General features: G+C 45.2%; 5 protein-coding genes. 2 read left to right on the forward strand and 3 right to left on the reverse strand.

Going from position 1 to position 15,722, the window contains the following annotated elements; genetic code table 11:
- Positions 1-211: 211 nt before the first annotated feature.
- The gene (locus tag WG943_RS17905; RefSeq protein WP_340411098.1) at positions 212-2,794 is read right to left on the reverse strand and encodes a M14 metallopeptidase family protein; all 2,583 of its coding nucleotides are present in this window, start codon (positions 2,792-2,794) and stop codon (positions 212-214) included.
- Between the two features lie 715 nt (positions 2,795-3,509).
- Here WG943_RS17905 and WG943_RS17910 point away from each other — a divergent pair.
- Positions 3,510-9,818, forward strand: coding sequence for an Ig-like domain-containing protein (locus WG943_RS17910; RefSeq protein WP_340411099.1), 6,309 nt, complete (start codon positions 3,510-3,512; stop codon positions 9,816-9,818).
- 79 nt (positions 9,819-9,897) lie between these two features.
- On the opposite strand, the gene WG943_RS17915 is transcribed toward WG943_RS17910, so the two are convergent.
- Positions 9,898-11,787: a CocE/NonD family hydrolase gene (locus WG943_RS17915; protein ID WP_340411101.1), complete on the reverse strand. Its 1,890-nt coding sequence runs from the start codon at positions 11,785-11,787 to the stop codon at positions 9,898-9,900.
- 180 nt (positions 11,788-11,967) lie between these two features.
- Positions 11,968-12,660: a TIGR02117 family protein gene (locus tag WG943_RS17920; protein WP_340411102.1), complete on the reverse strand. Its 693-nt coding sequence runs from the start codon at positions 12,658-12,660 to the stop codon at positions 11,968-11,970.
- A 438-nt stretch (positions 12,661-13,098) separates the two neighbouring features.
- Here WG943_RS17920 and WG943_RS17925 point away from each other — a divergent pair, with 438 nt between their 5' ends.
- The gene (locus WG943_RS17925) at positions 13,099-15,633 is read left to right on the forward strand and encodes a M14 family metallopeptidase (protein ID WP_340411103.1); all 2,535 of its coding nucleotides are present in this window, start codon (positions 13,099-13,101) and stop codon (positions 15,631-15,633) included.
- The last annotated feature ends 89 nt before the right edge of the window (positions 15,634-15,722 follow it).

Here is a 15,722-nt window from a genome sequence, read left to right on the forward strand (position 1 = left end):
GCCTGGTAAAGTAACATGTATTTATGTTTTAATATATTGGACTATACTTATTACAGGCTTCAGTTTGATGAGGTGATTAGTGTATGGAATTACTTGAAGGGAGTGTAATTTTTTAGAATATTAGCAGCAGTGTGTGTAGTATATAACCTAGCAAAATGAAAAAAGCCCGAGCATAGCCCGGGCTTTTTTACTAATTATCTAGAGTTGCCTATTAATTATGAGCATCCTCTGCCCGTGCAGAGCTGCCACTTATAATCTGCCCAAAAAAGATACTGTTTAAAAATAGCTTATTTGTACCATACCAGAACGCGCGGAAATTAGGGTTGTCAGGCATCGCGATGACTTTTCCTGCTCCCAAAGCCGACACATCAACGGCTGCAGAGCCTTTAATTTGCTGCAGATTCGGCTTTGATATATAACCAGCCATAAGTGGGTTTGCTGTATACATTACCGGGTTTGCGTAAGGGCTTTTGGAGCGTTCCAAAAACAGTGTGTTGCTTCTGAAAATTGGCATCTGATCATCCGTATAACCATAAGCTAGTGGGTGCGTCAGATCTAGCTTGGTTTCAAAAATAGCGCCGCCAATTACCTGTGCCCCTGTTTCGTTGCTCATATCTGCATAGGCTTTCTGTGGGGCAGCCTCGCTTTCGCTTTTCTTGATGGTGATGTTGCCAATGCCATTATCAGCTAACCATCTAACTGCATCACCCATGCCTACTACAGTGCCACCCTGCTGCACCCAGCTTCGCATTTTATCTTTAGAGATGCTGTTATAGCTACCATCCGCCATCACGATTACATTATACTTGCCGATATCTACACGATTAAATCTTGTAGTTGAAACTAGTGTAGGCTTCATGTTAAATCTTTCATCGAGCAGGTGCCATGCTTCACCAACATCGTTGCTGTTTACACCATCTCCAATCAGCATCAAGATCTTTGGTTGCTGCAGCGTTGTAACCATCGGGCTGCCTAATTTTATACCCTGAGAAGATAGGCCCGTCGTCATGGCATGCACTTGTACAGCATTTTGGGTTGCTATCTCCTGTAGTATAGCATGTAATTCGTCGCCGCTAACTGGCTGCCCGGTTACGGGTATAAGTATAGAGCCGTAGTCGAACTGCTTACCGTTATCAGAACCAAACTTATCGGTAGCAACTCTTGTCTGTATACCACGCTCCATCAGCATGTTTAGTGCACGCGGGGCAAAATAACCATGCCACTCAAAAACATAAGCATAGTTGCTTTTGCCGCCCACTATCTCATCTTTCGGGAAAGTAACATTCTCTACTTTTTGGCCAAGTTGGTTGCTCTTAAAGTTTTTGCCCGAAAGCGAAGCATGGTCTAAGTCAAAAGCCAACGGGAAGGTCCAGGCAGAGATGTCGTAAAAAAGGCTGTCCTGAAACTTGGTGCGCTTCTCAAACATCCCTTCGATCAGTTTATACTGTGGCTGCTCTGTTGGTACGATGTAAGCATTTTCAGGTGTATAGGTAATGTTGTCTATCTTAAACGACTCTTTTGGACGGTATATGTCTATCTGGTGCTGCTTTATAATTTCAGCTAAGTGGTATGCTTTTGCCTTGTCTTTCTCAGAGCCAAATACATAAGCCTTTACAGGTGCTTTTTTAGAATCATTGTAAGAGCTTTTATAAAAATCGCGCTGGTGAGTAAGCAGTTCTTCGCGCATAGCCTGAGCTGCCTCTAGCGTAGAGAGTGTTGTGGTAAACTGGTTGCGGATTGTGAACGGGAAAGACAAAACGCCGTTAGTGCTTTCCTGTGCATGCCCTCTTGAGCTAGCCTGCTCAAACAAAATGCCAACTGCGCCGTGCACATCAGGATATGTAGAGCCTTTGCCATAGTAGAAGTCATCAAAGCTTTCCTCGGTATAATAGAAAGATCCGATCTTGTCTAAAGCTTTTGCGTGGTAAGTACCGATCTTCTGAGTCAGCTTGAAACCGTTTTCAGGAGAAAGTGGGTGGTTACGGCTCGGGATACCTGGCTGAAAAAAGAACGTGGAATTAGTGCCCATTTCATGGTGGTCTGTTAGCACGTTTGGCTTCCACTCATGGAATTTTGCCAGTCTGCCCCTCGACTCCGGGTGTTGCAACGGAAGCCAGTCGCGGTTCAGGTCAAACCAGTAGTGGTTGGTTCTGCCGCGCGGCCAGGCTTCATCAAACTCAGCACTGTTACTGTCAGTTATCAGGTTTTTGCTGCGGTGTGAGTTAACCCAGCTGGCAAAGCGGTTAAGGCCGTCAGGGTTGATAGACGGATCTATAAGTATGACTGTTTCTTTCAGCAGTTTCTCAATTTCAGGGCCTTGTGCTGCAGCCAGGTGGTAAACAGCCAACAAAGATGCGTTACTGCCACTTGGTTCGTTGCCATGCACGCTATAGCCCATCCATACCACAGCCGGCATGTCTTTAATGTTCAACTTGCCAGACTCAGTAGGATTAGTCAGTTTTTTATGCTCTGCCTTTATCGTTTCAATGTTCTTGTGGTTTTCAGGCGAGGTTACGGTTAACAAATAAAGTGGTCGGTTCTCGTGGGTTCTGCCATATTCTACAATCGAAATTCTGTCAGAGAGGCTGGCCATCTGGCGCATATACATAGCCAGCTGGTCGTGGCTTACATGCCATTCGCCAACATTATAGCCCAAGATATCTTTAGGTGTAGGAATTTGCTTGTTATACTGTACCTCTTTAGGCAGATAGTATGAAAGTTCTGCTTGTTGGGCAGTTGCTACTTGCCCCAGTCCAAGCATGGCAGCGATAGCAAGCGCTTTAAGGTTTTTCATGTAGATAGGGTGGTTTAGTTAGGTTTAAGTTGATTAGTTGTATCTGCAATTTCTTGTATAAAAGAGGTTTTTCCAAACAAACTTAATTTATTGTGCAGCATGTGTAGTAACTGTATGCTTTTAGATATTGGTTTACATAGCAATGGTGAACCGGTAATAAAGCTTTAGGCGTGCATCAATAACATGATATAGATGGAAGCGATTTTCTTACTCAGCTTTAGCCTTTCCATTTGTTGCTATAAAGCTTCTGTAGCACCTTTAAAGCAATATATATAATATAGGATATTATTTATATTTATAAATATAGTATGATATAATAAAAATATTTATATAAATAATAGTGTATAAATGAAACATAATTTATTTGTTGTTGTACATATCCATGTTAAATATGATGTGTACAATAATAAATTTAATTAATCAGTGTTAAAAAGCTCCTTATTCGCTATGCTTAACCTTAAAACAAATAGGGTTAAGACGGCACTATTGGTGCATTATCTAAACGCATCATTTGTTCCTCCAAACAGCCTGTAATTATCCTATAGATTGTTTGTTTAAAGCTATTTTTTATAGAGTTAAGCTTCTGTAAGGAATAGCTAACGGTATCTTTTTGCTCTTACGTTGCCAGTTTATCGGCTAAAGTCCTATTGGGACATCTGAAAATAACCAAATCCCACTCTATTTAAGAGAATCTGAACCCTAATACATTAATTTTATGCAAAAAATCTTTACTCATCTTTTTGCTGATACTGTAAACCCTAAATTTAGCAAAGCATACTTTACCAGCTTTTTACTAATGCTGTTGCTGCTGGTAGGGAATATGGCGTGGGCTCAGACACCGGTTGTTACTGGTCCAACTTGTGCAACTGCTACACAAGGCCAAGACTTAACCTTAACTATTACTGGAAGTGGCTTCAGAACGACTGGTAATAATAGTTTTTTAGCAGTTCTCGAAGTAAATGGTGTTTTGCCTTACATAACTCCATCTAATAGAACAACTAATCAACTTACAGTTACTATTCCATCTAATCGAATCACAACACCTTCAATTACAGTTAGGGTTCGTCAGTTTGAGAATGCTAATTTAGAAGTATTTTCAGTTCCTTTTACCATAAATATCTATAGGCCAGCTGCACCTGCAGGGGTTATAACCGGTCCAGCAAACGTTTGTCAAGGGTCTCAAGCTACTTTCTCTGTAGCACCAATAACTAATGCAACAACATACCAATGGTCAGTTCCCTCTAGTGCATCTATAGTTGGTAATGCCACAGGGAATCAAATAACAGTGAACTTTCCTACCGTTACCTCCGGCAATATTAGTGTTTCTGGTGTGAATAGTTGCGGTGCAGTAGGAACAGGGAACACATTAAGTGTTACTGTCAATCCTGCTCTTAATGCACCTACAGTAGCAAATACAACTGTAACAAGATGCGGATTGGGTGAAGTTACTTTAATAAGTACAGTTGCATCGGGCAATAACCCAGCTGCAGGCGCAACTAACAGATGGTATTCTGCTGCTACCGGAGGAAACGTGCTAGCGACAGGTGCGGATTACATCGCTAATTTAACAAGCTTTGACCCATTAACAGTTTATGTAGGAAGTTACAATACTATTACTGGTTGTGAGAGCTCACAACGAGTGGCAGTGACGGCAAGGGCCATCCAGACACCAACTGCTACCGTTACTCCTGCTGCACCTGCAGCTGTTTGCCAGGGTCAGACTGTTTTACTTACAGCAAATGCCTCTCCGGCGTCACCTGCTGTAGGTAACTATACATATCAGTGGTATAATGGAAATACTGCTATTGGAGGAGCTATTTCGGCTACATATGCTGCATCAGCATCAGGTAACTATTCTGTTGAAATTAGTACAACAGCTAGTAACTGTACCAGTGCCCGTTCTGCTGCGGTTGCAGTTACTGTTTCACCTGAACCAACCGTTTCGATAACACCAGCCTCCACAACTATCTGCGCCGGAGGCTCTACTACTCTGACAGCGAGTGGTGCTGACACTTATACTTGGGCTCCTGCAACCGGACTTAATGTAACAAGCGGCGCTGTTGTAACAGCAAGCCCAGCTACAACTACTACCTACACTGTTACTGCTGTATCAGGTGGGTGTACAGTTACTTCTCAGGTTACAGTTACGGTTAATCCGGCTCCTATTGCCGTGATCACACAAGGTGCAAATGTTATATTATGCGAAGATGGGGAAGTAACACTTACAGCTCAAACGGGTGCAGGTTATACATATCAGTGGTATGAAGATGGGGATGAAATAAATGGGGAAACAGGAAGTACTCTGACAGTTGACGAGGATGGGGAGTATACTGTGCAGGTAACCTTAAACGGCTGTAGCGTTACGTCTCCTGTTACTACCGTAACAGAACAAGAGGCTCCTGAAGTTACTATAGATGCAGGATCAGCAACTACATTCTGTGCGGGAAACTCTGTAGTGCTAACCGCCAACGTTGATCCAGCTTCTGCAAGCTATACTTACAGATGGTTTGAAGCAAATAATCCTAACGGTAATTTAGGCAATGCTCAAACGCTTACAGTTCTTGCCTCTGGTACCTATAATGTTGAGGTAACACTCAATGGCTGTACCACAGTAGCAAATAATCCCGTAACTGTAACAGTTAGCCAATTGCCGGCTGCAACCATCATACCTGAGGGGCCAACAGATTTCTGTGATGGAGGCTCTGTAATATTAAATGCCACTGAGGCTCCTGCAAATGATGTTTATACGTACCAATGGTTTAATGGCACTACAAGTATAGGCGGCAATACACCTTCTCTGGTGGTAACTGCATCTGGTACGTACACTGTATTAATAACGAATAGCAGCGGATGCCAGAATACATCGGAACCAATAGGAATTATTGTAAGCACCATAACGGAGGCAGCTATCTCTTATGAAGAACCTACAGAGTTTTGTGAGGGTGGCAATATTCTTTTATCCGCTTCACAGGCTCCGGAAGGACAAACTTATACATATCAGTGGTTACGTAACGGAGAAGCAATTACAAACGAGACAGCCAGAACTTATACTGCAACTGAGAGCGGAGATTACAGTGTAGTTGTTAGTAATAACGGGTGTATTAAAGCATCTGCAGAGGTAACTGTTACCGTAAGGCCGCAGCCCACAGCTGTAATTACCAGTGGTAACGACGAAGCATGCGAGGTGCCAGGAAGTACTGTTAGCTTTGATATAGCAGGTACATTTACAGGCGAGGCAGCAGTATGGACTTCATCTAACCCGAATTTTGTGATTACCAATGCGGTGTATGATGTTGCGAACGAAACTGCTACAGCAACAGTAGTTGTAACTGGCCCTGGAAATGCAACCATAACACTTACAGCAAGCAGTACAGTAGAGGGCTGTACAAACCGGGCAAGCTCTATTACTTTACTCGTAAAGCCTTTACCTATAGCTAATATAACTCCGGGAGGTGCCACAACATTTTGCCAGGGCAACAATGTTACCTTAACTGCCGACGCAGGAGCAGGTTATACTTACCAATGGCTCAGGAACGGTGAGGCTGTTGGTACTGGTAGTACATTTACAGCCAGCCTGACTGGCAGCTATACCGTTACTGTTACCAGCAACAGTTGCTCTGTAACATCAGCCCCTGTAGCTGTAACAGTTAATCCATTGCCTACGGCAAACATTGATGCATCCGGCTCAACAGTATTCTGCCAAGGTGGTAGTGTAACTTTAACTGCAGTATCAGATATAGGTACTAGCTTTACTTGGTTTAAAGATGGTGCTGAGGTTGGTACAGGGCCTAGCTTTGTAGCTAATGAGGCAGGCAGCTATACGGTTGCGGTTGCTGTAAGCGGCACAAATTGCACCAGTACTTCTGCACCTACCATTGTAACAGTTAACCAACCACCTGTTGTTAGCATACAGCCAAGTGGCTCTACCACAATTTGCAGTGGAAGTACTGTAACATTTGTTGCAACCGTAACGCCCCAGGGAACAAGTTACAACTACGACTGGTACAATGGCACCGCACTTGTTGCTTCTAACACAACAGGCCAATATACAACTGGGGTTGCAGGATCTTATACAGTACGTGTTAGTAACAGTACAACTGCATGTGCCACCACGTCTGCACCTGTAACGGTAACAGTAAACCCTAACCCTGTGGCAAACGCAGGCGGTAACAAAACTGTATGCTCCGGACAGGCAGTAACACTGGGGGTACCGGCTGTTGCTGGTTATACTTATAGTTGGAGCCCTGCTGTTGGTCTGTCCAGTACTACAGTGGCACAACCTACTTTAACCCTAACAAACGGAGGTACATCAAACACTAACGCTACTTATACTTTAACAGTGGTGTCCAATAATTGTACTTCTGTAAGTACGGCAGTAATCACTGTAACTCCAGCCATAGCAAACAATACGATTAGTGGCGCTCAAACGCTTTGCGCTAACGCTACACCAAGTCAACTTACAGGCTCACTGCCAATACGCGGCAACGGACCTTATACTTACCGTTGGGAAAGCAGCACCACTTCGGCAACTGCAGGTTTTGGTCTGGCCACGGGAACTAACACTGGGCAAAACTATAACCCTGGGCCAGTAACACAAACTACCTGGTACAGAAGGGTTGTAAGATCTGGAGAGTGTACTGAAAGTATAAGTAATGCAGTGGCAGTAACTGTAACGCCAATTACAACACTTACACTTGTGCTTACAGCCAATCCGTTCCCGGTTTGCCCGGGGCAGCAAACAACTTATACTGCTACTGTGCTGGCAAACGTAACATCAGTTACTTATCCTACCAATCCAAGGTATGAGCAGGTAACCTGGGTAGGCGGCACAGATGTTTCCAATATGTTCACGTTTGACTGGTGGAAAAACGACCAGGTAGACAACCAGCAAGGCCAGACAGGTAGAACAGTGAGCCAGGCAGGTTTATCATCTACAGACTACTTTACAGTAAGAGCAAAGCCAAACAGCAACTTTAACTTTACTTGCTATGCGTTTAATAACAGGCCGGAGTTTACTGTAAACGATAACAACGGTAACGTACTGTTCTCGAACAGAATTTACCTTGGCAGGCCAGATAACTACAACGTTACAATATCCAGACAACCAACAGGCTCTATATGCCTGGGTACTCCAGTAACATTTACAGCTACGCCTAGCGCTGAATTCGTTAACCTGACGATGGAGTGGGTAGTAAGAAACAGCTCAGGTACAATTGTAGCTACAACACCGTTTACAGCCAATCGCCAGTTTACTTCTAGTACACTTAATAACGGGGATGTAGTTAGCCTGAATTTTACATCTGAAGAAAATAAATGCCAACCGGTGGCAGCAGCTAATTCCATAACTATGGTTGTAGTTGTTCCGCAAACAATGGCTGGTGGAGGTGCATATTGTGCCGGTGGTGCTGGTGTGCCAATAAGTATAAATAGTTCGCAGCAAGGAGTTACTTACCAGTTGCTGCGCACAGTGGGTGGCTCTACTGTTTCTGTTGGAAGTCCTTTGGCAGGTACTGGCGGAGCATTGAGCTTCGGAAGCCAAACAGCAGCAGGTAGCTATACAGTGCAACCTATATCTCAAAACGGGGCTTGTACCTCTGCCTATGGTCCAGTTAATGTATCTGTAACAGCTGCTCCAACAGTATTTGGTGTAACCGGAGGCGGGTCCTACTGTATTTATGGTAACGGCGTAGCTGTTGGACTTAGCGGTTCTCAACCTAATGTAGATTACCAGCTCTTTCGTACTGTGAACGGTAGTACATCAGCTGTGGGTAACGCAGTAAGAGGTTCCGGACAAGCAATAGGCTTTGGCCCGCAACAAGTGGCCGGTACGTATACTGTAGTGGCTACAACAGTTGCAGATGCTAGCACAGCGGCTTGCTCACAATCAATGACCGGAAGCGCAGAAGTTCAGATTAATCCACTACCTGAGGTGCAGTTGGCAGATGCAACTGCCTGTTCCGGCAGTCCGGCTACAGTATCTGCAAATGTAAGCGGCGGCGGCGGTAACTATACGTACGCCTGGCAGGTGCCTTCCGGATGGCAAGGGGCCGCACCTACAACGGCATCTTTCCAAACAAGTGTACCGGGCACTTACAGAGTAACTGTTACAGATGCAAACCAATGTGCTTCTGTAGCAGAAGAGATGACGGTGGCCTTTAACACTCCTACGTCTGAGGAAGAACCACAACTTGAGGTATACTGGATTGAGAATGAAACTAAGTGGGAAGCAACGGCATCTGAATCTGTGTTCGGTGCAGGTGCCTTTGGTGCTACGCCTACTTATGTTTGGTATCGCAGAATATCAACAGATGTATCCAGTGCAGGTGAATGGGGGCCTCCTGTTCAAAGTGGTGGCAGCAACGTTTATATTGAGAATAATCCTGCCTCAAATGTTCAGATTAAGGTAGAGGTACTTAACAGCAGTAGTTGCATACTTTACAGGATCACAAATATTGGAGTGGCAATACTCCCTGTCGAGATTATCTACCTTAAAGCTCAAAAGCAAGACTATGATGTAGTTATTGAATGGGCAACGGCAATGGAGCAGGACAACTATGGCTTTGAGGTGCAGGTATCGGAGAACGGCACTAACTACAGAAAGCTAGCCTTTGTAGAAGCTAAGAACAGAAACTCCAGCGTGAAGCAGGTATACAAGTATGTTGATAAGGAAAACGGCAAGAATGGTACCCGCTACTACAGGCTAAAACAGCTGGATACCAGTGGCAAGTTCGAGTATTTTGGACCTAAGGTAGTTGAGTTCGGCAGCGTGGCCAATAATGTTGTTGTTTATCCTAACCCATTCGAAAATGAGCTGTCGCTGAACATAGAGGCAGAGCAAGATGGGCTAATGGAGATTGTTCTGGTAAACGCCATAGGCAAGCAGCTGATCCGTAAAACAGTGATGGTAGAGAAAGGTGTTAATACAGAGCAACTGCTCGTGGACCCAAGCTTACCACAAGGAGTTTACTTTGTAACAACAAGAATGGGAAGCGCTACCAAGCATTTTAAAGTGATAAAAAAATAATAAGCTAATTAGGGTTTAAAGCTGAAAGAGCCGGGTATTTTACCTGGCTCTTTTGCTTATAAGCTTTTACAAAGTATGGCTATAAAACCTTTACCTTCAGGCTTGTTGGCTGCTGAGGCGAGTGGTATACTTTGTGGGTGGCTTTTATAAAATCTTCTTCGTTAGCCTTAAAAATATTATCTACATACTTCTGTGGGTTGCGATCTACTAACGGGAACCAAGTGCTCTGGATTTGTACCATAATGCGGTGACCTTTCTTAAAAGTATACAGCACATCCTGCAGCTCCACGTTTACCGGCGTTACCTGATTTGGCGTAAACGGCTCAGGCTTCTCAAAACTGTTGCGGAAACGGCCTCTGAACACCTCGCTGCGCACCATAGCCTGGTAACCTCCCATTGGCTTATTTGGCTGGTGCGCTGTGGCACGTGCAGTGTCCGGGTAAACGTCAATCAGTTTTACTACCCAATCAGCGTCGGTGCCGGTAGTGGCAACTTTTAACTGGGCCAGTATTTCACCTGCAAGGGTTATGTCCTCCGTCAGTACATCCGTCTGAAAGGTAAGCACATCAGGGCGGCGGCTGGCAAAACGCTGGTCATCGGTCATGTACTCGCGTGTCATGCCGGTAGCAACTGCTTCTGTAAACGGAACAGGCTTATTCGGGTCGCTTATAAACTCAGAAGATGCTGCCTCGCTAGCTGTTGGTGCTGTAAAGCTCATTTTGCCGTTAGCGTGCAAGTATAAAGTACGATCCTGCGCCTCTTTTGGCGGCCATACTTCAAACTCTCGCCATTTGTTGTTGCCGCCTTCAAACATGATGGCTTCTGGCAGTTTTACCTCTGTTTTAGCATCGCTTTTAAGGTAGTGGTTAAAGAATTTTGCCTCAACTTCCTGCTGATACCATGGCGAGTTTTTCTGCCCAAAAGAAACATTGCCTAAGCTAGAGCCATCGGTGCGTGCCCAGCCACCATGTATCCAAGGGCCCATCACAAGCATGTTGGTTAGCTTCGGGTTGTTCTTCTCTAATGTTTGATAGATTTTAAGAGGGCCGTAAAGGTCTTCAGCGTCGTACCATCCACCTACCGTCATTACGGCAGCGTGTTTAACATTTTTAAGGTGCGGAAGTATGTTGCGGTCTTGCCAGAACTTATCGTAGTTCGGGTGCTCCACCATGTCGTTCCAGAAGGCTACGTTGTTTTTGTAGTACTTGTCGTTGGCGTTCTTTAGTGGGCCCATGCGCAGGAAAAACTCATAGCCATCGGGTGTGCCGTGGTCGAAGCGTGGGTTACGCTTGGTGGTTGGCTCAGGGCGAGGCAAACCAAAGCTGGCCAAAAAGTTAAACGCGTGTGGCAGGAATGTAGCACCGTTATGATGGAAATCGTCCCAGAACCAATCGGCGATAGGTGCCTGCGGCGAAACAGCTTTAAGTGCTGGGTGGTTGCTCATCAGGCCGGCTGCCGCATAAAAGCCAGGGTAGGAGATGCCCCATTGTCCTACGCGTCCGTTGTCGTTATCCAGTTTCTTGGTCAGCCACTCTACGGTGTCGTAGGTATCGGTGCTTTCGTCTACATCCTTTTTACCTTTTTTCTTGGCGATGTGTGGCGTCATGTTCACAAATTCACCCTCCGACATATAAGTGCCACGCACATCCTGGTACACAAAAATGTAGCCGTCGCGCATTAGTATGCTGCTTGGGCCGAGGCCGGTCTTGTACCCTTCACCATAAGGGCCTACCGAATAAGGCGTACGGTTCATCAGGATCGGGTACTTTTTGCTTTTATCTTTTGGCGAATAAACAACAGTAAACAGTTTTTTGCCGTCGCGCACCGGAATCTTGTACTCTGCCTTTTCGTAGTTCTGCCGGATGTAAGCAGAGTCTTGGTTTATAGCCTGCGCCATACTTGCCGACGCGCTGAGGCAGATGCCCAGCAGCAGCACGAACAGGCGTAACAGCTTGGTATAGGTTTTCATTGTTAGTTATTTAAGGTTTAATGAGATTTAAATATAGAGGTTAGAAAGTATAAATTACAGTAAATGCACTGCGTTGTTATTTGTTCTTCAGACTGGAAAGGCTTAAAAGGAGTTTATCTGGATAAAATGAAGCAAAATATGAGATGCATCTGGTGAGACCAAAGCGGAAGATAAATAGCTTTAACGCAAATGCCGCATAATAGCATAAGGGAAAGGGGCCCAGAGAGCCGTCTTGACATCTATTGCCTTCAATCCGTGATTTACCCAATTGTTACAGTTTTTGAGCAGGTAAAATTTACCGTGAGCTTCGTAAAAGGTGTCGTTGTGGAAGTAACCTGAGTTACTGATGTGCATGTAATTACCGTTCTGTTTCTGAAAGGATTCGTTGATGTAGCTTATAAGGTTTTCATACTGTTGCGCCGATATGAGAATTGGGCGCTGATACTTGTTTGGCCTAAGCCTGCTTTTGATGTACTCTACGTGCATGGCGGTAGATGTAGGCCAAAATGCTGCCGACATGGCCACGCCTGGCTTTAAGTCGCCCCATTTAGGAGTTTCCATGTAAAAGCGCCTGTCGCCCCAGCCAAAAGCAAGATAAGAATAAGTGCTGTCTACGTTGCCAAAGTGGTGCAGCGGTATTTTGGTGCGCCAGTCGATGTAAGGTGTTACCACAGGCACTATGATATCGGTGTGCACACCGTTGGAGGTTACATAAATTTCGACAGAGTCTGGTGATGAGGACTGCGCGAAGCTGCGGTTTACAGGTATGCTGCTGAGTATAAATCCAGATGCAAAAAATAAAGTAATAAGTATAAACAACAAGGCTGCTGCTTTACCTATAACCTTTAAAATAATGATAATTACCTGCCGCATGTTGTTCTAATACGTACAGCACAGGATTAGTATAAAAACAAAACCCGGTGCAAAGCGCCGGGTCTGAATGTAAGTTTAGTTAATTTAGTTTCTGAATTAAATATGCCGATTTAGAGCCAGGCATACAGGCTTATTTAAATGCTATCGAGTTTGTTTCTTATTTAGTATTTGTGCGGTAGTACCTGGGCAGCAGCGTGAACTATTCCTGAAGTTTATTCATGTTGATGTCTCAACATCAGAAACAGGATTTCTGGGTGCAAAAGTATGCGTTTTTTTCTTTTTATCTAAATACATCCTGAAAAAAACTGCACATTTAAGGAACTTTAAAAACTAATCAGCCGAATGCCTTTTCAATGAAAGGGTGTAAGCTTGTCAAATTCAACTTTTATCCTCAGATTGTATTTCTATTATTCAACTTAAAGCAAAATGATAAACACCATGAAGCGATTAGTCGCTTTAGCCTTTGTGCTGCTGAGTATACAGGTTGCCTTTGCGCAACAAACGATACAAACGCCAGAGCAGTTTCTAGGCTATAAACTAGGCAAGCAATTTACAACCCACGCCCGCATCGTGGATTATGTAAACTACCTGGCAACGCAGGCACCAAACCGAATGAAGGTGCAGGAGTATGGCCGGACCTATGAAGGGCGTCCGTTGATGCTGGCATACATCGCCTCTGATGAGAACCTGCCAAGGTTGGAGCAGATACGCGAAAATAACCTGCGCCAGGCTGGTATTCAGAACGGAGCAGTGCAGGGTGCACAGCCTGCTATTGTGTGGCTTAGCTACAATATCCACGGCAACGAGTCGGTAAGTTCGGAGGCGGTGCTGCAAGTGCTGTATGATCTGGTAAACCCGGATAATGCGCAGGCAAAGCAGTGGTTGCAGAACAGTGTTGTTATACTTGACCCATGCGTGAACCCTGATGGCCGTGAGCGCTATGTGCAGTGGTACAAGCAAGCATCTGCACAGGGCGGAAATGCCATGCCTTACGCCTGGGAGCATTGGGAGCCATGGCCAGGCGGCAGACCAAACCACTACTACTTCGACCTGAACCGCGACTGGGCCTGGCAAACACAGATCGAGTCTAAGCAGCGTATGAAGCACTACAATAACTGGTTGCCGCAGGTGCACGCCGATTTCCACGAAATGGGACCGGAGTCGCCTTACTACTTCTCGCCGGCAGCAAAGCCGTTTCATGAAAGTATAACTCCGTGGCAGCGCCAGTTCCAGAACACCATCGGTGATTATAACCGCCAGTACTTCGACCAGAACAACTGGCTATACTTTACCCGCGAAAACTTCGACCTGTTTTACCCAAGCTACGGCGACACCTGGCCAACCTTTAACGGCGCCATCGGCATGACCTACGAGCAGGGAGGTTCAGGTAGAGCAGGGTTAGCCTATGAGAAACAAGACGGCGATACCCTTACCTTAGTAGATCGTATTGCGCACCACGTTGCAGCCAGCGAGGCCACGATAAAGGCTACATCAGAGAAAGCAGATCAGCTGAAGCAGGAGTTCAGAAAATATTACGAGAGCAACCTGAAAAAGCCAGCTGGCGATTACAAGACCTTTGTTATCAAGAATGGCTCTGGGAATGTAGGGGCACTGACAGAGTACCTGAACAACCAGGGCATACAGTATGGCTATGTAGGTAAAAACACCTCGGCAAGAGGCTTTAACTACAGCACGGGCAAAGATGAGAGCGTAAAGCTGACAGAAAATGACCTTGTGATCAGCATGTATCAGCCAAAATCTACGTTGGTAAAAGTACTGTTTGAGCCGCATGCCAACCTCGAGGATTCTGTTACCTACGATATCACCTCGTGGGCGTTACCTTATGCTTACGGTGTGCAGGCTTATGCTGTAAAAGGTAAGGTAGATGCCAGAGCAACCAAACCAGCTGAAGCTGCTGCACAAAGTATAACTACGGCCAAGCCATATGCTTACCTGGCCCGCTGGAACAACCTGAACGACCTAAAACTTCTGACGGAGCTGATGAAGCAGAATGTGAAGGTGCGCATGGCTGAAAAAACCTTTGAAACAGAAGGGCAGAAGTATGAAGCCGGCACTTTAATTATTACCCGCACAGGCAATGAACGTTTAGGGGATAAGCTGGATGCAACCGTACGTGATCTGGCTACCAAGTATGGCGCGACTCTTACAGCCACTACTACAGGCTTTGTAAGCAGCGGTGCTGATTTTGGTTCTGGTAGTGTGCGATATCTTAAGATGCCTAAAGTGGCCGTAATGTCAGGAGAGGGAGTATCGCCTTACGGTTTCGGTGAAGTATGGCATTACTTTGAGCAACAAATTGGTTATCCGGTTACGGTGCTTAATACCTCATACTTTAGCAATGTGCCACTGCACGAGTTTGATGTGCTTATACTTCCTACTGGTAACTACAGCCGTGTGCTAAACGAGCAGACGCTAGAGCAGGTGAAGAACTGGGTGCGCGGCGGCGGTAAGCTTATCGCTATGGAGAGTGCGGCAGGTTTCCTGGCTGGTAAAAAAGACTTCAACCTGAAAAAGAAAGAAGCTGAGGAGGATGCAAAAGAGAAAACCGATAAAAAGCAGAAAGACCCTTATGCTAACCTGCGTGCCTATGGCGACCGTGAGCGTGAAGCCATTCAGGAAGAAGTGCAGGGTAGCGTGTTCCGTGTAAACCTGGATAAAACGCACCCGCTGGCTTTTGGCTACGGCAATACTTACTTTGCCCTTGTTCGCACCTCAGACTTGTATCAATTTATGGAAGAAGGCTGGAATGTAGGCGTGCTTAAAAAAGATAACTATACAACTGGTTTTGTGGGCTCAGGAGTAAAAGAAAAGTTGAAAGATGCGCTTGTGCTTGGCACACAAAACATGGGCCGTGGACAGGTAGTTTACATGGGAGATAACCCGCTGTTCAGAGGGTTCTGGCAAAGTGGTAAACTGATGTTTGGCAACGCAGTTTTTGTAGTAGGCCAATAATCTCAATAGAAGTATAAAAGGGTTGCAGCTGTAGTAGTTGCAGCCCTTTTGGTTTTATAAAGTATTAGCTAATTAAAATGTATTAACTT

Source organism: Pontibacter sp. H249, from assembly GCF_037892465.1.
Classification (GTDB): domain Bacteria; phylum Bacteroidota; class Bacteroidia; order Cytophagales; family Hymenobacteraceae; genus Pontibacter.

Coding starts and splice junctions, on each gene's coding strand:
- WG943_RS17910 (WP_340411099.1), top strand. CDS start 3,510: ATGCAAAAAATCTTTACTCATCTTTTTGCTGATACTGTAAACCCTAAA.
- WG943_RS17925 (WP_340411103.1), top strand. CDS start 13,099: ATGAAGCGATTAGTCGCTTTAGCCTTTGTGCTGCTGAGTATACAGGTT.
- WG943_RS17915 (WP_340411101.1), bottom strand. CDS start 11,787: ATGAAAACCTATACCAAGCTGTTACGCCTGTTCGTGCTGCTGCTGGGC.
- WG943_RS17905 (WP_340411098.1), bottom strand. CDS start 2,794: ATGAAAAACCTTAAAGCGCTTGCTATCGCTGCCATGCTTGGACTGGGG.
- WG943_RS17920 (WP_340411102.1), bottom strand. CDS start 12,660: ATGCGGCAGGTAATTATCATTATTTTAAAGGTTATAGGTAAAGCAGCA.